The organism is Streptomyces sp. NPDC023527 (genome assembly GCF_055560115.1).
On the sequence record NZ_JBVHJJ010000014.1, the window covers coordinates 1 to 22,911 of the forward strand.

A 22,911-nucleotide genomic window follows, 5' to 3' on the forward strand; every position below is an offset into this window, starting at 1 on the left:
CACGGGAGGGGGCGGGTCGGAGCGGGCCCTATACGGGGCGTAAAGCGAAGCAGCCCCGTATAGGGCCCGCGGAGGCCCGACCCCGCACCATTGACAGCCCCGCGCAGCGGACCCCGCCCCGCGCAGCGGACCCCGCCCCGCGCAGCGGACCCCGCCCCGCGCAGCGGACCCCGCCCCGCGCAGCGGACCCCGCCCCGCGCAGCGGAAACCGCGCCGCACGACGGCAACGGGGAACCCCACAGCGGAGCTGTCACGCACGGCGCGCCACGACCGCGCCACCGCCCCAGCCGATCACAAGCCAAAGCGCAGCGATGGCGCAAACCCCATCCCACCCCCACGCGTCGAACGCCGGCCCCGCCAGCGCCGAAGCGATCGAGCCGCCGAAGAACGCGGCGACCACGTAGGCCGTGTTGGCGGCCGCGGGCTTGGCCGTCGCGCCCAGGGCGCGGGTCTGGTTGGCGACCTGGCCGGCCATGAGCCCGGCGTGGATGAGGACCGCCGCCGCGCACAGCGCCCACAGCTGGCGGCCGCCCAGCCAGAAGAAGGGCAGGGAAAGGGCGGCAAGCCCATACGCGGAGGAGACGACGCGGCGCGGGCCGAACCGGTCGATGAGGCCGCCGGAGACGGGGGCGACGGCGGTCGAGACGAGGCCGAAGAGACCGAAGAGGCCGGCGGTGCCGGTGGACAGGTGGAACGGTTCGTCCGCCGTCAGCAGCAGCGCGAGGGTCGTCCACAGGGCGCTCCATGCCCCGAACAGCCCGCCCTGGCGCAGGCACGCGGCGCGCAGGTCGGCGGAGGAGGCGAGGAGCTTCGGCAGGCCGGCGATGTTCCGGAGCGGGTTCGAGCGGCCGCCCGGGCGGGTCTCGGCGGGCAGCAGCACGGCGGTCAGCAGGCCGACGGCCACGGTCAGCGCGGCCGCGCCGAGGAAGACGGCGCGCCAGCCGTACGCCTGGCCGGCGAGGCTGCCGAGGACGCGTGCGGCGACGATGCCGGTGAACAGGCCCGACACGACCGCCGCCACGTGCCGCCCGCGCCGGTCGGCGGGCGCGCGCTCGGCGACCAGCGGTACGAGCAGCTGCGGTACGACCGTCGCGGCGCAGGCCACCAGGACGGCGGCGGCGAGGGCGGGCAGGCCGGGCGCGAACGCGGCGGCCACGAGCGCGACACCGGCGGCGGTGCACAGGATGCCGACGAGCCGGCGGCGGTCGGCGGTGTCGCCGAGCGGGGCGAAGACGAGGAGGCCGAGCGCGTAGCCGAGCTGGGCGATGGAGGCGATCCAGCCGGCGGCGGAGGGCTCGGCGCCGAAGTCCTCGGCGATGAGGCCGAGGAGGGGGGCCGCGAGGTAGATGTTCGCGGCGGTGACGGCGGTGCAGAGGGCGATGACGGCGAGCAGGACGCCGGTTCGCGGTTCCCGCCCTGCGGGGCTGGTGGTGGTGCCGGGCCCGGCCTCCGGGTGTCGGAGCTCGGTGACCGCGGTGGATTCGGGTGACGGCATGGGTGGCGTGTTCCCCCTGTTTGCTTCCCTTACAACCAACTGGTTGGTTGTAAGTTTGATCGCAGCTGCGTGACCCTGTCAACCAAATAGTTGGTTACCCTGTGTGCATGGCAGTTGTCAGGGACCCCGAGGCCACCAAAGCGCGCATCTTCGCGGCGGCCACCGCCGAATTCGCCGCCCACGGCATCGCCGGCGCGCGCATCGACCGCATCGCCCGCGAGGCCAAGGCCAACAAGCAGCTCATCTACGCCTATTTCGGTGACAAGGCCGAGCTCTTCGCCCAGGTCCTCCAGCGGGCCCTGCTCGACCTCGCCGCCGCGAACCCCGTCGACGCCGATGATCCGGACGGTTACATCGACCGCCTCATGGAGTACCACCGGACCCACCCGGCACTCCTGCGCCTGCTCCTCTGGGAGGGGCTGGAGTACGGCACCGCCGAGATCCCGCACGAGAGCGAGCGCCAGGCCAGTTACATGGCCAAGGCCGACGCCTTCGCCGCCGCCCAGGAGAAGGGCACGGTCGATCCGCGGCTCCCGCCGCAGGACCTCGTGTTCATGATCAGCGCGCTCGCCGGCTGGCCGTCGGCCGTGCCGCAGTTCCGCCGCCTGCTCGTCGGGGGGACGGACGCCGACGACGAACGGCTGCGCGAGTCCGTACGTACCGCCGCGCGCCGCCTCACCGGGCGGGACGCCGACGCCCCGCGCTGACCCGGCGACCTCGCTGACCCCGGCGACCTCGCGGGCCCGGCCGCGCTACCGTCGCCAGTAGGAGCGGACGGAGGAGGTTTCCATGAGCAACCCTCTCGACAGCCGGGCCGCGGCGGTGACGCTGGCTCCCTTCGTGGAGCAGAGAACGGTGCTGCTGACCACCTTCAAACGCGACGGCACACCGGTCGGCACCCCGGTCAACATCGTCGTCGAGGGCGACCGGGCGTACTTCCGTACGTACGACGCCTCCTGGAAGGCCAAGCGGCTGCGCCGCGAACCCGAGGTGGCCGTCGCGCCCTGCACCGTACGCGGCGCCCCCACCGGGCCGGCCGTCACCGGCCGCGCCCGCCTCCTCGACGGCGAGGAGGCGCGGCACGCGGCACGGCTGATCGTCCGTAAGCACCCCGTCCTGCACGGCCTCCTGGTCCCGGCCGTGCACCGGGCGCGCCGCTACCGGACGCTGCACTACGAGCTGACGCCGACGGCTCCGTAGGGCGTACGGCGTCCGGTCAGTTGGTGCCGACCTTCGCCAGCAGGTCCACGATGCGGCCCTGGACCTCCGCGCTCGTCGAACGCTCCGCGAGGAAGAGGACCGTCTCGCCGGACACCAGCCCGGGCAGCTGTGCCGGGTCCAGGCCGGCGGAGGTGTAGACGACCAGGGGCGTACGGGTCAGCAGGCCGTTGGCGCGCAGCCAGTCGACGATGCCCGCGCGGCGGCGCCGCACCTGCATCAGGTCCATCACCACGAGGTTCGGCCGCAGCCGCTCCGCGAGCGTCACCGCTTCCGCGTCCGTCGCCGCGTGCGCCACCTGCATGCCGCGCCGCTCCAGCGTCGCCGCCAGCGCATCCGCGATCGGCGCGTGCTCCTCGATGAGCAGCACGCGGGGCGGGTGCATCTCGCTGTCGCGGGGGGCCAGCGCCTTCAGCAGTACGGCCGGGTCGGCACCGTACGCCGCCTCCCGCGTCGCCTGCCCCAGCCCGGCCGTGACCAGCACCGGGACCTCGGCCACGACGGCCGCCTCGCGCAGCGACTGGAGCGCGGCGCGGGTGATCGGGCCGGTCAGCGGGTCGACGAACAGCGCGGCCGGGTACGCGGCGCTCTGCGCGTCGATCTCCTCGCGCGAGTGCACGATCACCGGGCGGTAGCCGCGCTCGGTCAGCGCCTGTCGCGTCGAGTCGTCCGGCGCCGGCCAGACCAGCAGCCTGCGGGGGTTGTCCAGCGGCTCCGGCGGCAGCTCGTCGTCCATCGGCGGCCGGGGGGCGTTCATGACCTCGACGGCGCCGTTCGGCCCGTCGAGCGGTTCGGGGCCCTCGGAGCCCTCGTCCGGCGCTCCTATGGCGAAGGCGCGGCCTTCGGTGCCGTTTCCGGTGCCGGTGCCGTTGCCGCCGAGCGGCTGTGGGCGGGCGGCGGACGGAGTCGTGGTGCGGGCCTCGCGCTCGCCCTCCGCAGGGTTGCCGAGCTTGCGCCGACGCCCGGAACCGACGACGGTCCCACCGGGCGGGGTGTCCCCGGCACCGGGCCCCTGCCCGAGCGTACGCACGCTGATGGGCCGCGCCTTCTCGCCCTGCGGCGTGCCGCCGGGCTCCTCGGCGAGCGGCCGACGGGCGCGCCGACGCCCGGTCGGTGGGGCGGGTGTGGCGGCCGCCGGTTCGGTGGGCGCGTCCTCCGCACCCTGCGGGGGGTTCGGTGCGCCGGGGGCGGCCGGGTGCGGGCCGTCGAACGGCGCGGCACCGGGCCGGGGTTCCGCGACCTGGGGGGTGTCGAAGGGTACGGGGCCGTTCGGGTTGGCCGGCTGACCCGCCGGGCTGTCGGGCTGGGCGCCGCCACGGGCATTCGCTTGCGCGCCGTCGAACGGCGGCACGCCCTGCTGGGTGCCGTCGGAAGAGGCGCCCGTGAAGGGGACCGTGCCGACCTGCGGCCGGTCCGTCCCGTTCACGTGGCGGGGGGTCGCCTGCGGAGGGCGCGGTGCCGCGCCGCCGAAGGGGCCGCCCGCCGGGTTGCCGGTGGCGTTCGCGCCCTGTGGGTGCGCGGGCCCGGCCTCGCGCGGTGCTCCGCCCGCTGCCGCCGGGCCGTGTGCGGCCGTGAACGGGGAGCCCTGCGGGCCGCTGAACGGGGCGACTCGGCCCGCGGGGTCGCCGTCGGGCCCCTGGCCTTGCGCCATACGGAAGGGAACGGGCCCCTCCTGCGGCTGATGCGGTGTGCCGGGTCCTTGGCCGGGGCCGCCGGGCAGTACGACTCCGGGGCGGTCCGCGTCCGGGCCGCCGCCTTGCGCCGTGCCGAAGGGAGCGGGCCCGCCGGGAGCCTGGTTCGGCGCGCCGGGTCCGTGGCCACCCGGGTTGCCGGGGCCGCCGAGCGGCGTGGCTCCGGGGTGGCCTCCCGCGCTCGCGCCGCCTTGCGTTGTGCCGAGGGGAGCGGGTCCGCCGTGCGGCTGGTTCGGCGCGCCGGGTCCCTGGTCACTCTGGTTGCCGGGGCCGCCGGGCGGCACGGATCCGGGGCGGTCTCCGGCGTCCGGGCCGCCTTGCGCTGCGCGGAAGGGAGCGGGTCCGCCGTGCGGCTGGTTCGGCGTGCCGGGTCCTCGGTTGCCCTGGTCGCCCGGACCGCCGAACGGCGCGGCCCCAGGCCGGCCAGCCGGGTTGCCTTCGGCGCCCGGACCCTGCGTCATGCCGAAGGGAACGGGTCCCCCTTGAGCCTGATTCGGTGTGCCGGGCCTCTGGTCGCCCTGGTTGCCCGGACCGTTGAACGGCATCGCCCCGGGCCGAGCCGCGAGGTTGCCGTTGCCGTCGGCGTCCTGGCCCTGCGTCGCGCCGAAGGGGACAAGTCCCTCCTGACCCTGGTCCGGTGTGCCGGGCCCTTGGCCGCCTCGGTTGTCCGGGCCGCCGAACGGCATGCCTCCGGGTCGGCCCGCCGGGTTGCCCCCGGCGTCCGGTCCTTGTCCTGCGGCGAACGGTACGGTCCCGGGTCGGCCCGCCGGATTGCCTCCGGCGTCCGGTCCCTGCCCCGCGCCGGACGGCGTGCCGGGCCCCTGGCCGCCTCGGTTGTGCGGACCGCCGAACGGCATGCCTCCGGGTCGGCCCGCCGGGTTGCCTCCGGCATCCGCGCCGTGTCCTGCGGCGAACGGCACGGTCCCAGGTCCGCCCGCCGGATTGCCTCCGGCATCCCGGCTCTGCCCCGCGCCGGACGGCGTACCAGGCCCCTGGCCCCGGTTGCCCGGACCGCCCAACGGCATGCCCCCAGGCCGCCCCGCCGGGTTGCCCGCAGCGTCCGGGCCCTGCCCTGCCGCGAACGGCACGGCTCCAGGTCCGCCCGCCGGGTTGCCCGCAGCGTCCGGGCTCTGCCCTGCCGCGAACGGCACGGCTCCAGGTCCGCCCGCCGGGTTACCCGCAGCGTCCGGGCTCTGCCCTGCGCCGAACGGCACAGATCCAGGCCCACCCACCGGATTGCCGTTCCCGCTCCCGTTCCCGTTGACGTCACCGTCGCCCGGCGCGCCGTTCCGCGTCGTGCCGGGCCGCGCAGGCCCGTTCGTACCAGAGCCGCCCGAGCCACCCGAACCATCCGAGCCACTTGCCCCGTACAACCCAGGCGCGCCAACCGCGTCCCCATCCGGCGCTCCCGCCGTCCCCGGCTGTTCGCGTCGGGCGCCCGGCACGGCAGTCGCGCGGTCGGCGTCGGCCGGGGGCAGGGCGAACGCGGCGCGCGGGACGTTCGGTCCGGCTTGGGACTGGCCCGGGATCGGGAGTTCCGTGGCCTCCGCCAGGGCGCGGCGGGCGCGGCGGCCCGTGGGGGCGGCCGCCGGGCCGAGGTCCGCCGGGAGGTCCGATTCGGGTGTGCGGTCGGCCTCCGCCGGCGGCAGTGCGAACGCCGCGCGCGGCGCCTCCGCGGGCTGTTCCCGCCGTGCGCGGCGACCCGTGGGCGCGGCCGTGCCCTGTGCCGGCACCCGCCCAGCGGTGTCCGCGGGCTCCTCGTCGGAGCGCGGGCGGGCCCGCCGCCGACCGGTCGGCTGGGGCTGCGGCTGGGGCGCGGCGTCCTCGCCGCCCCCCGGAGTTCCGGCCGTCTCGTTCTCGGCGGCGCCGCCCCGCTTGGCCCGCCGGCCGCCCGAGGTGGTGGTGGAGGCGTCCCCCTCCGCCGTGCCGCGCGCCCGCTGGGACGGCAGCGGCATGACCGTGGTCGCGCTCATCGTGTCCGTGGCCGGCCGTCGCTCCGACGACGCGGACGCGGTCACCGGACCGGCCTTCGCCGAGACCGGCACCTCCAGGACGTAGGCGCTGCCGCCCGCCGCGCCCGGCAGGTCATGGGTCTGGAGCACACCGCCGTGACCACGCACGATGCCGCGCACGATCGGCTCGTGGACGGGGTCGCCGCCCGCGAACGGGCCGCGGACCTCGACCCGTACGACCTCGCCGCGCTGGGCCGCCGCCACGACGATCGTGGAGTCGCCCGAGGCGGCCGCCGGGGACGTCGTGCTGCCGGTCGCGTCGACGCCCGCGACGTCCGCGATCAGGTGCGCGAGCGCCTGGGCGAACCGTTCCGCGTCGACCTCCGCCTCGATCGGCGGGGCGTGCACCGCGAACTGCGCGCGGCCGGGGCCGATCAGCTCGACCGCGCCCTCGACGGCGGCCGCCACGACCTCGTCGAGCGGGACCAGTTCCTTGTTGAGCTTGGCCTCGCCCGCGTCCAGCCGCTGATAGGCGAGGACATTGTCGACAAGCGTCGTCATCCGCGCGTATCCGGCGGAAAGGTGATGCAGGATCTGATTCGCCTCGGGCCACAGCTGTCCGGCCGGGTCGGCGGCCAGCGTGCCGAGCTCACCGCGCAGTTGTTCCAGCGGGCCGCGGAGCGAGCTCTCCAGGACGGCCAGCAGCTGGGCGTGGCGCGCCGCCAGCGCGTCGTAGGAGCGGCGGTCGGTGAAGGTCATCACGGCGCCGACGAGCTGGTCGCCGTCGCGCACGGGCGCGGTCGTCAGGTCGACGGGCACCGGACGCCCGTCCTTCGCCCACAGCACCTGCCCGCGCACCCGGTGCTTGCGCCCGGAGCGCAGCGTGTCCGCTATGGGCGACTCCTCGTACGGGAAGGGCGTGCCGTCCGGGCGGGAGTGGTGGATCAGCTGGTGCAGCTCCTTGCCGCCGAGGTCGCTGGCGCGGTAGCCGAGGATCTGCGCGGCGGAGGGGTTGACGAGGACGACCTTGCCGTCGTTGTCCACGCCCACGACGCCCTCGGCGGCCGCGCGCAGGATCATCTCGGTCTGGCGCTGCTGGCGGGCGAGTTCGGCCTCGGTGTCGAGCGTTCCGGTCAGGTCGCGGACGACGAGCATGAGCAGCTCGTCACCGGTGTACGAGGAGTGGTCGGCGTACGGCGTCCGGCCGTCCTCCAGATTGGCGCTCGTCACCTCGACGGGGAACTCCGAGCCGTCCGTGCGCCGGGCCATCATCCGGGTCGGCTTGGTGCGCCCGTCGTCGCTGTCCGGGAGCCGCATCGAGCCGGGGATGCGCCGGGAGTCGAAGTCCGGGAGCAGCGAGAGCAGTCCGCGGCCGACGAGACCGGTGCCGGGCACCTCGAAGGTCTCCAGCGCTATGTGGTTGGCGTTGACGACCGTGCCGTTGCAGTTGACGAGCAACAGGGCGTCGGGGAGGGCGTCGAGTATGGCTGCGAGGCGAGCAGCGCCTCGGGATGGCCTGCTGCTCACGACGACGCTTCCTCCCTGGTTACCGCACCTTGCCGACCGCGCCGGGCGGCGAATTGTCCTGTTCTGCCGACCCCGTGGCGTGTCACTGAAGGGAAGTCTACGGGCTGTCGGGGTGGGCGCGACGGCGGACGACGCGTGCGGCGAGGCGCGTCGGTGGCCGCTCCGGGGCGTCCCGCCGCAAGGCCGGACATGCCTCTCGTGTCAGCCCTTGGGTGAGCTCTCCTGATTGCCGAACAGGCTCGAAAACCGGTTCCAACGGGCGATTTCGCACCCGTTCCGCCGGTTGAAGTCGGCCTTGACCGGCCGGCCCGCCCAGGTGCCTTCGACGTGTGCGACATCCGGACCGCCGTAGATCATCGTGCACATCTGCCCCTTCGGTACGGGCGCGAAGAGCTCCTGGCCCCACCGCTCCTGCCCGTCGAGCTGCGCGCACGCGTCGCCGGCGAGCGGGTGGGTGCCGCGGGTGGGGTGGCAGTACAGCTCGTACGTGCCGTCGAAGGCGCCGCTGTCGCCGACGGTGACCGTGAGGTGGTCGGCGTCGCGGTGCGGGAGCGGCAGCGGGAGCGGCAGGGGGAGCGGGGCCGCCGAGGCGACGGGGGCGGCGAGCACGGCGAGGGCCGGCACGAGGGCGGCGAGGGCGAGGCGGCGGAGCGACATGGGGGAACTCCTGGAGACGCGGTCGGGCGAGCCCGGACGAGTCCGGGGTGAGGCGCGAGAGGCGGGGTGGAAGGGGCGGCCCGGGGGCCGGGAGGGGCCGGACGGACCCTTCACCCGTCTAACGCGTCGGACGGCAACGCGTTGCGCGCCGGAAACGTCTTTGCTCCACGCGGTGAAAGCCCGGTACCGTAGGGAGCGATTGGTGGCGGGCCGCAAGGCTGTGTCATCATCTGCACGCACCACTCGCGCATGCGTGAGTGAGCTGGAGGCGTCGCCTAGTCCGGTCTATGGCGCCGCACTGCTAATGCGGTTTGGGTCTTAAAACCCATCGAGGGTTCAAATCCCTCCGCCTCCGCAGGTGCCGGAAGCCCCGGTCGTCACATGACGACCGGGGCTTTTCGCATGGTGGGGGCGGGGGCGGGTGGCGCGCGTCGCGGAGTCCTTCCGGATCTGTCCCGGATCTCTGCCGGGCCTCTTCCGGAGTGCCGGCCGAGCTTGCGCGGGTCTCTTCCGGAGAGCGCTCCGCGATCTTCTCCAGAGCCTGCCGAAACGGCGTTTTCGCAGGTCAGTGCGGGTGCGGCTAATGGATTTCGTGTCCCGGCGGAGTTCATGTAATGTTGTCCACGCAACGCCGACCGGCAAGAAAAACCGCCGGGAAGCCGAGCGCTCGTAGCTTAACGGATAGAGCACTTGACTACGGATCAAGAGGTTGCAGGTTCGAATCCTGCCGAGCGCACAGCCGAGTGGTTGGTAATCCTTCACAGGATTCGACTTCTCGACCGTCGCGGGGTGGAGCAGCTCGGTAGCTCGCTGGGCTCATAACCCAGAGGTCGCAGGTTCAAATCCTGTCCCCGCTACTCAGTACACAGGCCCGGCACTCGAAAGAGTGCCGGGCCTGTGTCGTTCCCGGGATCGGTGGTGCTGCCGGGTCCGGGGGTGTTCCCGGGGCCCTCTCGGGCCCCGGGGTGGGACATCAGCCGTTCAGCGGCAGTGCCTCCGCCAGGGCGCGCCACTCGGCGCGCGGCAGGGCGCCGAACCCGCCCTCGGACTCGGGCAGCACGACCTGGAGGGCGAGGTGGTCGGCGCCGGCCGCCAGGAACTCGTCCACGCGGGCCCGCACGGCGTCGGTGTCGCCGAGGGCGAAGACCGCGTCCAGCAGCCGGTCGCTGCCGTTGCCCTCGAAGTCCTGCTCGGTGAAGCCGAGGCGCAGGAGGTTGTTGGTGTAGTTGGGCATGGGCAGGTAGAACGCCAGGTAGGCGCGGGCGGTCTCGCGGGCGCGGGCCGGGTCGGTGTCGAGCACGACCTTCAGCTCGGGCGCGAGCAGCGCGTCCCCGCCCAGGGCCTCGCGGGCCCGGGCGGTGTGCTCGGCCGTGACGAGATACGGCAGGGCGCCCGCCGCGCGGTCGCGGGCGAGTCGCACCATCTTCGGCCCGAGGGCGGCCAGCATGCGCTGCCCGGCGGGCACCGGCACGGGGGCGGCGTCCAGCGCCTCCAGGTAGTCCTTCATCGCGGAGTACGGCTTGGTGTAGCCGTCGACCATGTGGCCATGGCTCACACCCAGGCCGAGGACGAAGCGCTCCCGGCGGCCGGGGGCGAGGGCGGCGTACTCGGCGGCGACGTCGGCGGCGGTGTGCTGCCAGATGGAGAGGATGCTGGTGCCCACGGCCACCCGGTCCGTGACCTCCAGCAGCCGTGCCGCCTCGGAGACCCGGGCGTTGCCTCCGAGCCACAGGGTGCCGTAGCCCAGCCCGTCCAATTCGGCCACGGCATCGCGTACCTCACCGAACTTCGTCGGGTCGTCCGCCCGGAGCGCGGCGCTCCAGATGCCGATTCTGCCAAGGTCTGTGGTGTGTGCCATGCGCAGGTCAACTCAAGATCACTTTCCGGTATTCCCTCTGGTGGCGCGGGATTCTCAGGGGACTCAAAGGTGGCCGTAAGCCCCCTCTCAGCCGCCGCGCCCACGCTCATGGCATGACCTCCTCACTCGCTGTCCGTACGTGCGTCGAACCGCGGCGCCGGGCCCGCGGCGCGGTGCCGGGCGGGGGCTCGGTGCTGGTCGTGGGGGATCTGGTGCTGGACGAGATCGGCCGCGAGGTGTCGCGGGGCGGTGCGGAGATCCGGCTGACGGGCACGGAGTTCGAGCTGCTGCGGTTCCTGATGCGCAACCCGTGCCGGGTGCTGAGCAAGTCGCTCATCCTCGACCGCGTCTGGGACCGGGGCTTCGGCGGGCGGGCCAACGTCGTCGAGCTCTACATCTCCTACCTGCGGCGGAAGATCGACGCCGGGCGGGAGCCGCTGATCCACACGCGGCGGGGCGCGGGCTATCTCATCCGGGCGGAAGCCTCTTCGGTGCCGCCGGGGGGTCGGCCGAAATAAAGCCTTGTACGGCGTAGAGCTGCTCTTGTACGGTGTACGGCGCGTGACCGTCGTACACCGTACAAGGGGGACCCCGCATGTCCACGACCGCCGACACACCGGATTCCGCCGTTGAGGAGCAACCTCAGCGGAACCCCACCCGCTGGGTGGTCCTGGGCGTCATCTGCCTCGCGCAGCTGACCGTGCTGCTCGACAACACCGTGCTGACCGTCGCGATCCCGTCCCTCACGGAGGAGATGGGCGCCGCGACCTCCGACATCCAGTGGATGATCAACGCCTATTCGCTGGTCCAGGCGGGACTGCTGCTCACCGCCGGCAGCGCCGCCGACCGGTACGGGCGCAAGAAGATGCTCGCGGTCGGGCTCGCGCTGTTCGGGCTGGGCTCGTTCGCCGCGGCGATATCCGAGACCACCGGTCAGCTGATCGCCGCGCGGGCGGGGATGGGCGTCGGCGGTGCGCTGCTGATGACCACGACGCTGGCCGTGATCGTGCAGGTCTTCGACGCGGACGAGCGCACGAAGGCGATCGGGCTGTGGGGTGCGGTGAGCTCGCTCGGCTTCGCCGCCGGGCCGCTGATCGGTGGCGCGCTGCTCAACCACTTCTGGTGGGGGTCGATCTTCCTGATCAATGTGCCGGTGGCGCTGCTCGGGCTGGTGGCCGTGCTCAAGCTCGTACCGGAGTCGAAGAACCCGACCGGGGACCGGCCCGACCTGCTCGGCGCGCTGCTGTCCACGGTCGGGATGACGGGGGTCACCTTCGCGATCATCTCGGGGCCGGAACACGGCTGGACGTCGGCGCGGGTGCTGGTGCCGGCCGGGGTGGGGGCGCTGGTGCTGGCCGCGTTCGCGGTGTGGGAGCGCCGGGTGCCGTTCCCGATGCTGGACATGCACTTCTTCCGTAACCGCCGCTTCGTGGGGGCGGTCTCGGGATCCATTCTGGTGGCGTTCGGGATGGGCGGCTCCTTCTTCCTGCTGACACAGCACCTGCAACTGGTGCTCGGCTACGACCCCTTGCAGACGGGTCTGCGGATGTCGCCGCTGGCGCTGGTGATCGTCGTCCTCAACCTCACGGGGGTGGGCGCGCGGCTGCTGCCGAAGGTGGGCACGCCGGTCGCGATCGCGGGCGGCATGGGCCTGCTGGCCGCGGGGCTGGCGGCGATCGCGGTGCTGGGCGCGGACGGGTACGGCGGGATGCTGGTGGGGCTGGTGCTGATGGGCATCGGCATCGCGCTCGCGATGCCCGCGATGGCCACGTCGATCATGTCCGCGATCCCGCCGGAGAAGGCGGGCGTCGGCGCGGGCGTCAACGGCACGCTCCAGGAGTGCGGCAACGGTCTGGGCGTCGCGGTCCTGGGCGCCGTCCTCAACTCCCGCTTCGCGGCACTCCTCCCCGCGGTGGCCGCCGGCGCGGGGTCCCTGCCGGAGGCCCTCTCCCACGCCCGCACGACGACCGACCGCACGGCGATCGCCGACGCGTTCGCCTCCGGCGTCCAGTCCAGCCAGCTGGTGGGCGCGGCGGCGGTACTGGCGGGAGGCGCGCTGGCGGCGGTGCTGCTGCGGAGGGCGGAGCGGGTTGCGTAGTCGCCTGCGGCGGGCGGTACGGGTTTGCCTGTGGCGCGGGTCGCCTGGCGGCGGGCCGTATGGGTTGCCTGCGGCGCGGGGTCGCCTGCGGCGGGCTGTACGGGGTTGCCTGCGGCGCGGGGTACGGGGGTACTCGCGGCGTGGGCGCCCCGGGGGTCCGCTGGGTTGGGCACCGCCGGGCCGCGCCGTGCGGGTTCCCGCCGTTGCGGCGGGATGGGGTGGCGGGTTGCCCCCCGGGCATGGGTTGGCCTCCCGGGTAGCGCCCCCCCGGGCGCGGGGTGGCTTCCGTGTCGGGGAAGTCTTTCCGCCGCAGCGGTGGGTCGCCACGGTGGCGGATTTCGGCGGTGCCGAGCTGGCGGTGCCGGTGGGCACGGCTTCGGGCGGTTGGGCACCGCCGGGTCGCGCCGTGCGGCTTCCCGCCGTTGCGGCGGGATGAAGTGGCGGGCTTCGTCCCGCCGGGGGTGGCCCCGGGCAGGGACGGGTGGCGGGGCGACCGGCCACGGTCGGGGGCGTCCGGGGCAACTCTGAGATGCCCGGCAAGGGCCTAGCATTCGGGTACCAGCAGCCGTGAGGAGACATCGTGGGTGGGAGTCGCGTGGGGCGGCCCGAGGCGAGTGTGTGGCTGGGGGGGAAGGCCGGGGGCGCCAGGCGGAAGGGTGAGGGGGACGGGGGGTCGCTCGATCTGGAGCGCATCGTCGCCGCCACCGTGCGGCTGCTCGACGCCGACGGGCTCGCGAAGTTCTCCATGCGGCGGCTGGCCGCCGATCTCGGTGTGACCGCGATGTCCGTCTATTGGTACGTCGACACCAAGGACGACCTCCTCGAATTCGCCCTCGACCGGGTCAGCGGCGAGATGGTCCTCCCCGACGTGACCGACGAGACCGTGGACTGGCGCGCCCAGCTGCGCCAACTCGCCCTGGAGTACCGCAAGGGGCTCGTCACCCACCCGTGGGTCGCGCAGCTGGTCGGCCGCTATCTGAACGTCGGCCCCCGGTCCCTGGAATTCTCCGAGGCCGCCCTGGCCGTGGTGCAGCGCAGCGGCATCGCGAAGGAGGGCGTGGGCGGCGCGCTGGCGGCCCTCTTCCAGTTCGTCTACGGCTTCAGCACGATCGAGGCGCTGCACCAGGAGCGCTGCCGGGCGACCGGCGAGAGCATGGACGCCTACCACCAGCGGGTCCTGGGCGCGCTCGTGAACGACGAGGGTTTCGCCGAGACCTATCAGGACATGGCCGAGTTGATCGAGGACCGGCGGAGCGAGACCGTCTCCGAGAGCCTGGAGCGGGACTTCACCTTCGCCCTCGACACCGTGATCGCCGGCATCGAGGCCATGCGGGACCGGACCGCGAGCTGATCCCCGGCCCCGGACACGCGTCGGCCCCGGTGGTGGCGCGCAGGCCGTCCCCTGCCTTTGTGCGCACCGCCACCGGGGCCGTTGTCCCGGGAACTTCCTTTGCCGTTCCGCTCCCGGGGCCGCCGTCCGGGTGCGCGTCTCCGCTCGTAGCGCGCACCCGTCCGACGGGGTCTGTCAGCCGGCCTGCCGGGCCGGCGCCGCGTCGGCCGGGGCCGACGCCTGATCGGAGGCGGCCGGGGCGCCGGTGCGGCCCTTCAGCGTGACCTCCTTGATGAACAGCGTGATGATGAAGGCCAGCAGCGCGGTCGGGGCGGTGTAGAGGAACACATCGCCGACACCGTGCCCGTAGGCGCTCTCGATCACCGTGCGGATCGGGGGCGGCAGCTTGTCCAGCTGCGGGATGCCACCGCCGCCACCGCCCCCCTGCATCGCCCCGGCGGCCTTCGGGCCGAGCGCGGCCATGCCGTCCTTGACGTAGTCCGTGACCCGGTTGCCGAGCACCGCGCCGAGCGCCGAGACACCCACCGCGCCACCGAGGGAGCGGAAGAAGGTGACGACGGAGCTGGCGGCGCCGAGGTCCTGCGGGGCGACCTGGTTCTGCGTGGCGAGCACGAGGTTCTGCATCATCATGCCGAGGCCGAGGCCCACGAGCGCCATGTACAGGGCCAGGTGCCAGTACGGGGTGTCGTAGCGCATGGTGCCCAGCAGCCCCAGGCCCGCCGTGAGCAGGACGCCACCGGAGACCAGCCACGCCTTCCAGCGACCGGTCTTGGTGATGACCTGACCGGAGACGGTGGAGGAGATGAACAGACCGCCGATCATCGGGATCGTCATCACGCCGGACATCGTCGGCGACTCACCACGGGCGAGCTGGAAGTACTGCGAGAAGAAGACGGTGCCGCTGAACATCGCGATGCCGACGAAGAGGCTCGCGGCGGAGGCGAGGGTGATCGTCTTGTTGCGGAACAGCCGCAGCGGAATGATCGGCTCCGACGCCTTGGACTCGACGAAGACGAAGATCGCACCGAGCACGATCGAGCCGGCGACCATGACGTAGGTCTGCCAGGAGATCCAGTCGTAGTTCTTGCCGGCCAGGGTCACCCAGACCAGCAGCAGGGTCACGGCGGCGCTGATGAAGAACGCGCCCAGCCAGTCGACCTTGACGTCCCGCTTCACCACGGGCAGCTTCAGGGTCTTCTGCAGCACGATCAGCGCGATGACCGCGAACGGCACGCCGACGTAGAAGCACCAGCGCCAGCCCAGCCAGCTGGTGTCCGTGATGACACCGCCGAGCAGCGGGCCGCCGACGGTCGCGACGGCGAAGGTCGCACCCAGGTAACCGCTGTAACGCCCGCGCTCACGCGGGGAGATCATCGCGGCCATGACGATCTGGGCGAGGGCCGACAGGCCGCCGACGCCGATGCCCTGGACGGCACGGCAGGCGATCAGCATGCCGCTGTTCTGCGAGAGACCGGCCGCGGCGGAACCCGCGACGTAGATGACCAGGGCTATCTGGACCAGCAGCTTCTTGCTGAACAGGTCGGAGAGCTTGCCCCAGAGCGGGGTGGACGCGGTCATCGCCAGCAGCGAGGCCGTGACGACCCAGGTGTAGGAGGACTGGCTGCCGTGGAGGTCGGAGATGATCTCGGGCAGGGCGTTGGAGACGATCGTCGAGGACAGGATCGCCACGAACATGCCCAGCAGCAGCCCGGACAGCGCCTCCATGATCTGCCGGTGCGTCATGGGGGCGTCGGAGCCGGCGTGGCCTCCGTGCTTGGCGTGGCCGCCCCCTACACCGGCGGGTGTGGTCATAGCCATTGAGTTCGTTACTCCTGTATCTCCTGGTAGGGGATGGTTTCCCGGACCGACGTACGGGCCGGGGTACGGATCGACGCACTGACCGGCGTACGAGTCGCCGTACGGGCCGGCGCGGTGACCGGTGTACGGGCGGGTGGGGCCGCCGCACGGTCGGCGCGCTCCTGGTGCGGAGCGTGCTGGGGTGCGCGGGCCCGGCAGTCGCCGAAGCTCTCGCGCAACCGCGCCAGCAACTCGTTCAGCCGGCCGACGTCGTCGTCGGACCAGTCCTTGAGGCAGACGGCGAGCGCCTGGGTGTAGCGGGCGGACACCTCCGCCAGCAGCTCCTCGCCGCTGGGGCTGATGCTCAGCAGCCGCGACCGTTTGTCGGCGGGGTCCGGATGCCGCTCCAGCCAGCCGCGCTCGGCGGCGTACGCGACATGACGACTCGTCACCGACATGTCGATGGCGAGCAGTTCGGCCAGCTTGCCCATGCGCATCTCACCGTTCTGCCGTAGCAGCGCCAGCAGGATGGCCGACGCGGGCGAGCACTCCGGGGGCAGCAGCCGGCCGAGGTCGCGCCGGACGGCGGCCACGGCGCCGAGCTGTCGGCCGAGCTCCTCGTACTGCTCCTGCGCGGCCACGCCGACACCTCCAGCTTCGGTTGCTTAGGGCAACCATAGAAGCAGTGATTGGTTGCTGAAGGCAAACGAAATCGTCCCTTTCCGGGTAAAGGAAACCTCAAGGGCTCTCCGGCAGCGTGTAAAGCAGCAGGTCGGAGGGTGTGCCGCCGGATTCCGGCGGCAGGGGTGGCCCGGCGAGCGGGGTGCACGCCCGCTTCGCTAGGGTCCTGGCCTATGGCCAACCCGCATCAGCAGAACCCCGAGGGCAACTACGACCCCGCGGGCAGCACCCAGATGTTCCGCGCCTTCGTCGACGAGGGCACGCCCGGCCGCCGCGCCGCGGCGCCGGCCGCGCCGGCCGCTCCCGCCGGTTCTTCCGGGCCGCGGGTCGGCGTGATCGTCGGAGTGGTCGTCGCGATCGCGGTGATCGCGGCCGTGGTGTGGCTGGCGCTCGCCTGACGTTCCGCCTCCCGCGGTTCCTTCCTTTATGGAGGCCTTTATGGAGGCCAGATCCCGTAGGTTCCGGTCCTTCGTCGGCTGGAACGTACGGGTCCGCGTCGCGTCCCTCACGACCCCGTGGCCGTGACGTCCCGCGTCTCGATGTGCATGCCCAGCGGTACGCGCCAGATGTCGACACACACCGTCCAGGTCTTCTCCACCGTCTTTCCCGGGTCGATCGGCGCGGGGAGCGGGCGGGTGGAGGTGACGGTCGCCCAGTCGGTGCCGAGCGCGCCGATGACGTGGGTGCCGAAGGTGACGGTGCCGGTGGTCGCCGGGCGGTCGCCGGTGTTGGTGAAGGAGACGGTGACCTTCTCGCACCAGGGCCACTCGCCGGGTGTCCGGTGTGGCGTGCCGACGTCGATCTTCGCCGGCCGGGCCGGGGTACCGGCCCCGTCGGACGGCGAGGGGCCCGAGGGGTGCGACGGCTTGTCGTCGCCGCTCGGGTCGGAGTGCCGCGGCCCGGAGGGTGCGGAGCCGCCGCCCGTACCGCCGGAGTGCCCGGGTGCGCGCCGGGCCGGACCGGTGCGGCCCGCGGAGTCCTTCGGCGGTCCCGAGGGGCGTGGCGGGGGGTTCGAAGAGGTCTTCGAGGGGTCGGGGGAGGGTTGCCGCGTGGACGCGTTCGCGGAGGGCGCGTCGGACGCGGAGCTCGATGCGGACCCTGACGGTCCGGAGCGGTCGCCGTCCAGCGGGAGCAGTTCCACGCCACCCTTCGGTGGCACGGCCCCGTCCACCGAGCGGGACGAGCCGGGTCCGGCGGCCCCCGTCGCGACATAGCCCTCGCGGTCGCTTCCGCCGCAACCCGAGAGCAGCGCCCCCAGGGCGAGTGCGGCGGCTCCGGCGGTGGCGGAGGCGGAGACGATCGTCTTCCGTCGCATCGGCCCAGTGTGGCTGACGGCTCGTCAGGTGTACATATCCCGGCGGGGATACGGTCGTGGGCGCGGCCCCCGTGTCGGTCCGGCCCGGCCCGCTCGTACCGCCGTGGGGCCGTGTCGCCTCAGTCGGCGATCAGGCCCTCCCGAAGCTGTGACAGCGTCCGCGTCAGCAGCCGGGAGACGTGCATCTGGGAGATGCCGACCTCCTCGCCGATCTGCGACTGCGTCATATTGGCGAAGAAGCGCAGCATGATGATCTGTCGCTCGCGCGGCGGGAGCTTGGCCAGCAGCGGCTTGAGCGACTCGCGGTACTCCACGCCCTCCAGCGCGCTGTCCTCATATCCGAGCCGGTCCGCGAGGGAGCCCTCGCCGCCGTCGTCCTCGGGCGAGGGGGAGTCCAGCGAGCTGGCCGTATAGGCGTTGCCCACCGCCAGCCCGTCGACCACGTCGTCCTCCGAGACGCCCAGGCACAGGGCCAGTTCGGGGACGGTCGGCGAACGATCGAGCTTCTGGGCGAGCTCGTCGCTGGCCTTCGTCAGGGCCAGCCGGAGCTCCTGGAGCCGGCGCGGCACCCGCACGGACCAACTGGTGTCGCGGAAGAACCGCTTGATCTCCCCGACCACGGTCGGCATGGCGAAGGTCGGGAACTCCACCCCCCGTTCGCAGTCGAACCGGTCGATCGCCTTGATCAGGCCGATCGTGCCGACCTGGACGATGTCCTCCATCGGTTCGTTGCGGCTGCGGAAGCGGGCCGCGGCGTACCGCACGAGGGGGAGGTTCAGCTCGATGAGGGTGTCGCGGACGTACGTACGCTCCGCGCTGTCCCTGTCGAGCGCGGCGAGCCGCAGGAAGAGCGAGCGGGAGAGGGTGCGGGTGTCGATGGCTTCGCAGTCGTCGAGCACGGCGTGCGGTGCGTCATTGGCGAGCACCTTCGCGCTGCCCAGGTCTACGGACATGCCACCCCCTTGAGGTCGCGGACGGGTCACAGCAGCACCCTCGTGCGAGGGGTTCAGCCTCCACCTGAATACCGGAGGCCGGGCTGTGGCAAACGCAGTTCCAGCAGAATGTCACATGTCGGCAACACGCTGTAGCGTCAAGTCGACATATCTGCCCGCTGACATCAGGGCCCGTCACCCTAGAGGATTACGCATCGATTCGATTTGCGGAACGCAGCCGGGCGAAGCTGCGGGACAGCAGCCGGGACACGTGCATCTGGGAGACGCCCAGCTCGGCGCTGATCTGCGACTGCGTCAGGTTGCTGTAGTAGCGCAGCAGCAGAATGCGCTGTTCGCGCTCCGGCAGTTGTACGAGCAGGTGGCGCACGAGATCCCGGTGCTCGACCCCGGCGAGTGCCGGGTCCTCGTAGCCGAGCCGGTCCAGCAGGCCCGGCAGTCCGTCGCCCTCCTGGGCGGCCTCCAGTGAGGTCGCGTGGTAGGAACGGCCGGCCTCGATGCAGGCCAGCACCTCCTCCTCGGGGATCCGCAGCCGCTCGGCGATCTCGGCGGTGGTCGGCGTCCGGCCGTGCAGCACGGTGAGGTCCTCGCTGGCGCCGTTGACCTGGACCCACAGCTCGTGGAGGCGGCGCGGGACGTGGACGGTGCGGACGTTGTCGCGGAAGTAGCGCTTGATCTCGCCGACCACGGTGGGCATGGCGAAGGTCGGGAACTGCACCCCGCGGTCGGGGTCGAAGCGGTCGATGGCGTTGATGAGGCCGATGGTGCCGACCTGGACCACGTCTTCCATGGGTTCGTTGCGGCTGCGGAAGCGGGCGGCGGCGTAGCGGACGAGGGGGAGGTTGGCCTCGATCAGGGCGGCCCGTACACGCGTGTGCTCGGGGGTGCCGGGCTCCAGGGTGACGAACTCCTTGAAGAGGACCTGGGTGAGCGCCCTGGCGTCCGCGCCGCGGCTTCTGGGGTGGTGTTCGGCCTCGTGTTCGTGCTCGCGCTCGTCGGAGGCGGCGGCGCCAGTGGGCTCGGCGGGGGCCGCGGGGGCCGCGGGGGCTGCGGGGGCCGCGGGGCCGTCCGCGGGGGTGTCCGCCGCTTCCGCGGCGGCGTCCGGGGAATCCGTCCGTGCGGGCCCCGGGGCGGTCCTGGGGGCCGACGCGCGGCCGGGCGCGGGGGCGGCCGGGTCGGCCGGGTCAGCCGGGAGGGCCGAGCGGGGAACGGTTTCGGCGGAGGTCTCGGAGGTGGCTTCGGGAGTGGCTTCGGGGACGGTACGGGCCGACACGGTCACGCCACCCTTCACGGTCAACTCATCCGGCAAAAGCGGTCATAGCATCACAAGACATGTGCACTGTGTGCAAGCACCGCATCACACCGTGTTGACGCAAAACAGGCCCTTCGCGGAGGTGGCGAAGGGCCTGCTGTGACTGGTGTTGCAGAGGGGGTCGACGGGGGTTCGGGGGTGGTCCGGAGGTGATCCGGAAGCCGCTCAGAACGGGTAGTCGGCGATCACCCATGTGGCGAATTCACGCCACTGCGCGACACCGGCCTGGTGAGCCGGGTGATCGAGGTAGCGCTGGAGGGCGGCGGTGTCCTCGACGGCGGAGTTGATGGCGAAGTCGTAGGCGATCGGCCGGTCCGAGATGTTCCAGGCGCACTCCCAGAACCGCAGCTCGGGGATGGCGCCGCCGAGCTTCTCGAACGCCTGGGCGCCGGCGACGACGCGGGGGTCGTCGCGGTCGACGCCCTCGTTGAGCTTGAACAGGACGAGGTGACGGATCACGGGTCTGCCCTCAGTTGATCAGCTGGGTCATGAACTCGCCGATGCTCTTGGCAGCGTCCGAGATGCCCTCGAACCCTATCTGGACGAGCTCGGCCGACCGGGCGGGGGAGTGGATGATCGTGTATGCCACAAAGATGCTGACGGCGTAGATCGCGATCTTCTTCGCCTGTGCCACGGCGCGCGGCCTCCCCTGTTGTCCCCATGCCTCGACGGTCGCTGCGGTCGCGAGAGTCTAACCGCACATATGGCCGAAATGCTGGCGGGGTACCGGCGGCCGGGCCGGTCCTCACGGCATCTTTAAGGACCAAAGGCCCGGCAAGGTGGGCCCTTCGGCCGCGAGTGGCGCTCCACCCGGGGCGCAGGATGGAGGCGTGGCCCGCGGCTCTGGCAGGAATCCGCGGGCCAGGGACATGACCTCTCTGCGGGGTCCGGGCCGCGACTTCCCCCCGACTGCGGCCCGTACTTGGAGGCGTGTCCTCGTCGGGGGAAGCGGTTGTCCCCCCGATACCGCTTCCCCCGTTCCGCCGTTCCCCACCGCGCGCCCCGCGGGCCTCAGCGCCCGCCCGCGCGCCTCCCACCCCGCCCCGCGCGCACCATTTCCCCTCGCGACGCGCCTGAGCCCCTCAGTGCTCCGAGCGCTCCGTCGCCGCACCGCCGGACGGCCTACGCCGCCCCTTCCGCGGCAGGCGCGATCACAGCTTTGCGACGAAGGTGAGATTCACGTACTGCCGGGGCACCAGAAAGGTGGACGGCATATGCGGTCGAGGGAGGTCGGTGAGGGACTACATGGGCGCGGACGAGCCCGCCTTTGCCATGCGGGAGCGGGTGGCATGCGGTGCGATCATCATTGAACTGCTCGGGGAAATAGATATTTTGGCGGACCAGATGCTCGGTCCGCGCATGGACACGCTGACGGAGAGGTTCCGGGCGGATATCGTCATCGATCTCCGGCGGGTGACCTTTCTGGACGCGAGTGGGCTGCGGATGTTGCTGAGGGCGCGGCACCGGGTGATCTCCCGCGGTGGGCGGCTGAGGCTCGTGCGGGGTGAGCCGCGGGTGTCCAGGGTCATGCGGATCGCCGGTGTGGAGGGCGGTTTCACCTTCGTGGAGGACGTTCCGGGCGTGCGGGCCGACGAGGCGGGACCGCAGGACGGGAGCGTGCCGGCCTAGCCCAGCGAGGGCTGGGGCACTTCGTCGAGGCTGCGGTAGAGGGGCATGACCTCACGCAGCCCCGTCAGTGTGAAGACCTTCCTCGTCAGGGGTGCCGAGGCCACCACGTACAGGGCCATTCCCTTGGTCCGCGCGAGATTTCTGGCCTCGACCAGCACGGACAGCGCGGTCGCCGTCGCGAAGCGGGACGCGGAGAGGTCGGCGACCAGCGCCCGGCAGTCGTCGCCGTGCGCGTGAATGACGGTGCGCAGCGCGTCGCGCATGGCGGGCGCGTTCTCGATGTCGACCACGTCGGGGAAGGTCACCACGCAGTGGACGGACATGATGCGGGTGGGCACCTTCATGAGGTCCTCTTCAGGGTGCTGCCTGACGACCTGGAGAAAGCTGATTATCGATCTTCTCCGTCTTCTTCGGTGTTGCCGGTCTTCTCGATTCAGTTGATCCGAGAGAATTCCACCACATTCGGAGTCGCCTCCAAGTAAAAGCGAGGACATTCGGGTGGGAGGTGCTGTCGGGCGGGTAGAATTCCCGCCCGCCCGCGGAGGCTTGGGCGATCTCCGCCGCCGCGTCCGGCCGCGTCACCCGCGCGACCAGCGGGCCGAGCAGGAAGCCCAGCAGGACGGCCGTGTTGTGGCCGAAGCCGGTGTAGTCCGGGAAGAGGGCGCCCGACGCGACGACGCCCGCGGTGAGGGCCGTCATCGCCGCGACGCGCAGGCGCAGGGACCGTACGCGGTAGCAGAGGACGCCGGCCAGGCAGAGGCTGCCGTAGCTGATGCCCACGTCCACGACGCTGTGCAGGCCCCGGTCCTGATACTGCTCGGGCCGCACCTGGAGCAGCGTCGTCAGGACGAAGGCGGTGAGGAGCGTCGCGACCACGTGGCCGACGAAGAACAGCACGACGGCCCGCGCCGTGCCCAGCCGGCGCTCCACGGGCGCCAGCACCAGCAGGGCCAGGACGGCGACCATCGGCAGGTCGGACGTCTCGGTCCACAGCGCCGAGCCCACCAGCGCCGAGAACGGGTGTTCGGCCAGGCGGCCGAGGTTGCTGCTGTGGTTGCGCAGGACGTCCTCGGCGACTCCGGCGGGGAGTTCGGCCAGGGTGAGCGAGTGCAGGACGACGAAGGTGCACAGCGCGGTGGTCGCGGGGGCGGCCAGGGTCCACGACCTGATCCGGCGGCCCGTACGCCGGACCAGCGCGGCGCCCGGCCGGTCGTACTTCACGACGAGCACGGCCAGGAGCGGCAGCACCACCAGGGCGGTCTCCGCGGCGGAGCGGAGCGCGCCGGCCGCGGGCGGGATCCCCGCGGCGGCCTGCGTCAGAGCTGGTTCCCCCCAGCGTGCGTATGACATGAGTTGATCATGAACGATGCGCGCCTCCGC

The 22,911-nt window shown here is 72.6% G+C and carries 18 protein-coding genes, 3 tRNA genes and 2 pseudogenes; 10 read left to right on the top strand and 13 right to left on the bottom strand.

The features are described from left to right. Positions 1-250: 250 nt before the first annotated feature. On the bottom strand, positions 251-1,495 hold the full coding sequence (locus ACZ303_RS25455) for an MFS transporter (protein WP_467342688.1): 1,245 nt from the start codon (positions 1,493-1,495) through the stop codon (positions 251-253). A 107-nt stretch (positions 1,496-1,602) separates the two neighbouring features. Here ACZ303_RS25455 and ACZ303_RS25460 point away from each other — a divergent pair, with 107 nt between their 5' ends. Together ACZ303_RS25460 and ACZ303_RS25465 are read left to right on the top strand one after the other, a co-directional pair. After that, entirely contained in the window at positions 1,603-2,202 is a 600-nt protein-coding gene (locus ACZ303_RS25460) for a TetR/AcrR family transcriptional regulator (RefSeq protein ID WP_467342690.1), read from the top strand. An 82-nt stretch (positions 2,203-2,284) separates the two neighbouring features. Beyond that, complete coding sequence (locus ACZ303_RS25465) at positions 2,285-2,695, top strand: PPOX class F420-dependent oxidoreductase (protein WP_467342692.1); 411 nt, start codon at positions 2,285-2,287, stop codon at positions 2,693-2,695. Between the two features lie 16 nt (positions 2,696-2,711). Here the strand turns inward: ACZ303_RS25465 and ACZ303_RS25470 are convergent, their stop codons facing one another. Together ACZ303_RS25470 and ACZ303_RS25475 are read right to left on the bottom strand one after the other, a co-directional pair. Further along, positions 2,712-7,883, bottom strand: coding sequence for a PAS domain-containing protein (locus ACZ303_RS25470; RefSeq protein ID WP_467342694.1), 5,172 nt, complete (start codon positions 7,881-7,883; stop codon positions 2,712-2,714). A 201-nt stretch (positions 7,884-8,084) separates the two neighbouring features. After that, positions 8,085-8,540, bottom strand: a complete 456-nt coding sequence (locus tag ACZ303_RS25475; protein ID WP_467342695.1) for an SSI family serine proteinase inhibitor — start codon at positions 8,538-8,540, stop codon at positions 8,085-8,087. 264 nt (positions 8,541-8,804) lie between these two features. Here ACZ303_RS25475 and ACZ303_RS25480 point away from each other — a divergent pair. The 3 genes from ACZ303_RS25480 (at position 8,805) to ACZ303_RS25490 (ending at position 9,397) form a co-directional block, all read left to right on the top strand. Continuing rightward, positions 8,805-8,895, top strand: a tRNA-Ser gene (locus ACZ303_RS25480). A 308-nt stretch (positions 8,896-9,203) separates the two neighbouring features. Next, positions 9,204-9,276 (top strand) — tRNA-Arg (locus ACZ303_RS25485). A gap of 47 nt (positions 9,277-9,323) precedes the next feature. Further along, positions 9,324-9,397, top strand: a tRNA-Met gene (locus ACZ303_RS25490). Positions 9,398-9,513: 116 nt separating this feature from the next. Here ACZ303_RS25490 and ACZ303_RS25495 read toward each other — a convergent pair. Next, complete coding sequence (locus ACZ303_RS25495; protein WP_467342696.1) at positions 9,514-10,398, bottom strand: LLM class F420-dependent oxidoreductase; 885 nt, start codon at positions 10,396-10,398, stop codon at positions 9,514-9,516. Between the two features lie 185 nt (positions 10,399-10,583). Between ACZ303_RS25495 and ACZ303_RS25500 the strand changes: the two are divergent. From ACZ303_RS25500 to ACZ303_RS25510, 3 genes and pseudogenes are all read left to right on the top strand, one after another. Next, positions 10,584-10,916 (top strand): annotated as a pseudogene (locus ACZ303_RS25500) (winged helix-turn-helix domain-containing protein); the annotation flags it as partial. Between the two features lie 77 nt (positions 10,917-10,993). Further along, positions 10,994-12,496: an MFS transporter gene (locus tag ACZ303_RS25505; protein WP_467342697.1), complete on the top strand. Its 1,503-nt coding sequence runs from the start codon at positions 10,994-10,996 to the stop codon at positions 12,494-12,496. A 580-nt stretch (positions 12,497-13,076) separates the two neighbouring features. Then, positions 13,077-13,847, top strand: a complete 771-nt coding sequence (locus tag ACZ303_RS25510) for a TetR/AcrR family transcriptional regulator (protein ID WP_467342699.1) — start codon at positions 13,077-13,079, stop codon at positions 13,845-13,847. Between the two features lie 189 nt (positions 13,848-14,036). On the opposite strand, the pseudogene ACZ303_RS25515 reads toward ACZ303_RS25510, so the two are convergent. Together ACZ303_RS25515 and ACZ303_RS25520 are read right to left on the bottom strand one after the other, a co-directional pair. Next, positions 14,037-15,590 (bottom strand): annotated as a pseudogene (locus tag ACZ303_RS25515) (MDR family MFS transporter); the annotation flags it as partial. A gap of 83 nt (positions 15,591-15,673) precedes the next feature. Beyond that, positions 15,674-16,285: a MarR family winged helix-turn-helix transcriptional regulator gene (locus tag ACZ303_RS25520; protein WP_467342700.1), complete on the bottom strand. Its 612-nt coding sequence runs from the start codon at positions 16,283-16,285 to the stop codon at positions 15,674-15,676. Positions 16,286-16,498: 213 nt separating this feature from the next. Between ACZ303_RS25520 and ACZ303_RS25525 the strand changes: the two genes are divergently transcribed. Further along, entirely contained in the window at positions 16,499-16,723 is a 225-nt protein-coding gene (locus tag ACZ303_RS25525; RefSeq protein WP_467342702.1) for a hypothetical protein, read from the top strand. A gap of 107 nt (positions 16,724-16,830) precedes the next feature. Here the strand turns inward: ACZ303_RS25525 and ACZ303_RS25530 are convergent, their stop codons facing one another. The 5 genes from ACZ303_RS25530 to ACZ303_RS25550 form a co-directional block, all read right to left on the bottom strand. Then, positions 16,831-17,640 (bottom strand): hypothetical protein, encoded by an 810-nt coding sequence (locus ACZ303_RS25530; protein WP_467342704.1) that lies wholly within the window; start codon positions 17,638-17,640, stop codon positions 16,831-16,833. A 119-nt stretch (positions 17,641-17,759) separates the two neighbouring features. Next, positions 17,760-18,593: an RNA polymerase sigma factor SigF gene (locus ACZ303_RS25535; protein WP_087927110.1), complete on the bottom strand. Its 834-nt coding sequence runs from the start codon at positions 18,591-18,593 to the stop codon at positions 17,760-17,762. Between the two features lie 187 nt (positions 18,594-18,780). Then, the gene (locus ACZ303_RS25540; protein WP_467342705.1) at positions 18,781-19,863 is read right to left on the bottom strand and encodes an RNA polymerase sigma factor SigF; all 1,083 of its coding nucleotides are present in this window, start codon (positions 19,861-19,863) and stop codon (positions 18,781-18,783) included. A gap of 204 nt (positions 19,864-20,067) precedes the next feature. Beyond that, on the bottom strand, positions 20,068-20,361 hold the full coding sequence (locus ACZ303_RS25545) for a Dabb family protein (protein ID WP_467342707.1): 294 nt from the start codon (positions 20,359-20,361) through the stop codon (positions 20,068-20,070). 10 nt (positions 20,362-20,371) lie between these two features. Next, positions 20,372-20,536 carry a hypothetical protein gene (locus tag ACZ303_RS25550; RefSeq protein ID WP_467342709.1) on the bottom strand — a complete coding sequence of 55 codons (165 nt, stop codon included), beginning with the start codon at positions 20,534-20,536 and terminating at the stop codon, positions 20,372-20,374. Positions 20,537-21,147: 611 nt separating this feature from the next. Here ACZ303_RS25550 and ACZ303_RS25555 point away from each other — a divergent pair. Then, positions 21,148-21,531, top strand: coding sequence for an STAS domain-containing protein (locus ACZ303_RS25555; protein WP_467342710.1), 384 nt, complete (start codon positions 21,148-21,150; stop codon positions 21,529-21,531). Here ACZ303_RS25555 and ACZ303_RS25560 read toward each other — a convergent pair. Further along, positions 21,528-21,875, bottom strand: a complete 348-nt coding sequence (locus tag ACZ303_RS25560; RefSeq protein WP_467342712.1) for an STAS domain-containing protein — start codon at positions 21,873-21,875, stop codon at positions 21,528-21,530. The genes ACZ303_RS25555 and ACZ303_RS25560 overlap by 4 nt on opposite strands. A gap of 10 nt (positions 21,876-21,885) precedes the next feature. Beyond that, on the bottom strand, positions 21,886-22,881 hold the full coding sequence (locus tag ACZ303_RS25565) for a rhomboid-like protein (RefSeq protein ID WP_467342715.1): 996 nt from the start codon (positions 22,879-22,881) through the stop codon (positions 21,886-21,888). Positions 22,882-22,911: the final 30 nt, after the last annotated feature.

Coding starts and splice junctions, on each gene's coding strand:
- ACZ303_RS25475 (WP_467342695.1), bottom strand. CDS start 8,540: ATGTCGCTCCGCCGCCTCGCCCTCGCCGCCCTCGTGCCGGCCCTCGCC.
- ACZ303_RS25460 (WP_467342690.1), top strand. CDS start 1,603: ATGGCAGTTGTCAGGGACCCCGAGGCCACCAAAGCGCGCATCTTCGCG.
- ACZ303_RS25495 (WP_467342696.1), bottom strand. CDS start 10,398: ATGGCACACACCACAGACCTTGGCAGAATCGGCATCTGGAGCGCCGCG.
- ACZ303_RS25530 (WP_467342704.1), bottom strand. CDS start 17,640: ATGCGACGGAAGACGATCGTCTCCGCCTCCGCCACCGCCGGAGCCGCC.
- ACZ303_RS25560 (WP_467342712.1), bottom strand. CDS start 21,875: ATGAAGGTGCCCACCCGCATCATGTCCGTCCACTGCGTGGTGACCTTC.
- ACZ303_RS25505 (WP_467342697.1), top strand. CDS start 10,994: ATGTCCACGACCGCCGACACACCGGATTCCGCCGTTGAGGAGCAACCT.
- ACZ303_RS25465 (WP_467342692.1), top strand. CDS start 2,285: ATGAGCAACCCTCTCGACAGCCGGGCCGCGGCGGTGACGCTGGCTCCC.
- ACZ303_RS25525 (WP_467342702.1), top strand. CDS start 16,499: ATGGCCAACCCGCATCAGCAGAACCCCGAGGGCAACTACGACCCCGCG.
- ACZ303_RS25565 (WP_467342715.1), bottom strand. CDS start 22,881: ATGTCATACGCACGCTGGGGGGAACCAGCTCTGACGCAGGCCGCCGCG.
- ACZ303_RS25455 (WP_467342688.1), bottom strand. CDS start 1,495: ATGCCGTCACCCGAATCCACCGCGGTCACCGAGCTCCGACACCCGGAG.
- ACZ303_RS25555 (WP_467342710.1), top strand. CDS start 21,148: ATGGGCGCGGACGAGCCCGCCTTTGCCATGCGGGAGCGGGTGGCATGC.
- ACZ303_RS25535 (WP_087927110.1), bottom strand. CDS start 18,593: ATGTCCGTAGACCTGGGCAGCGCGAAGGTGCTCGCCAATGACGCACCG.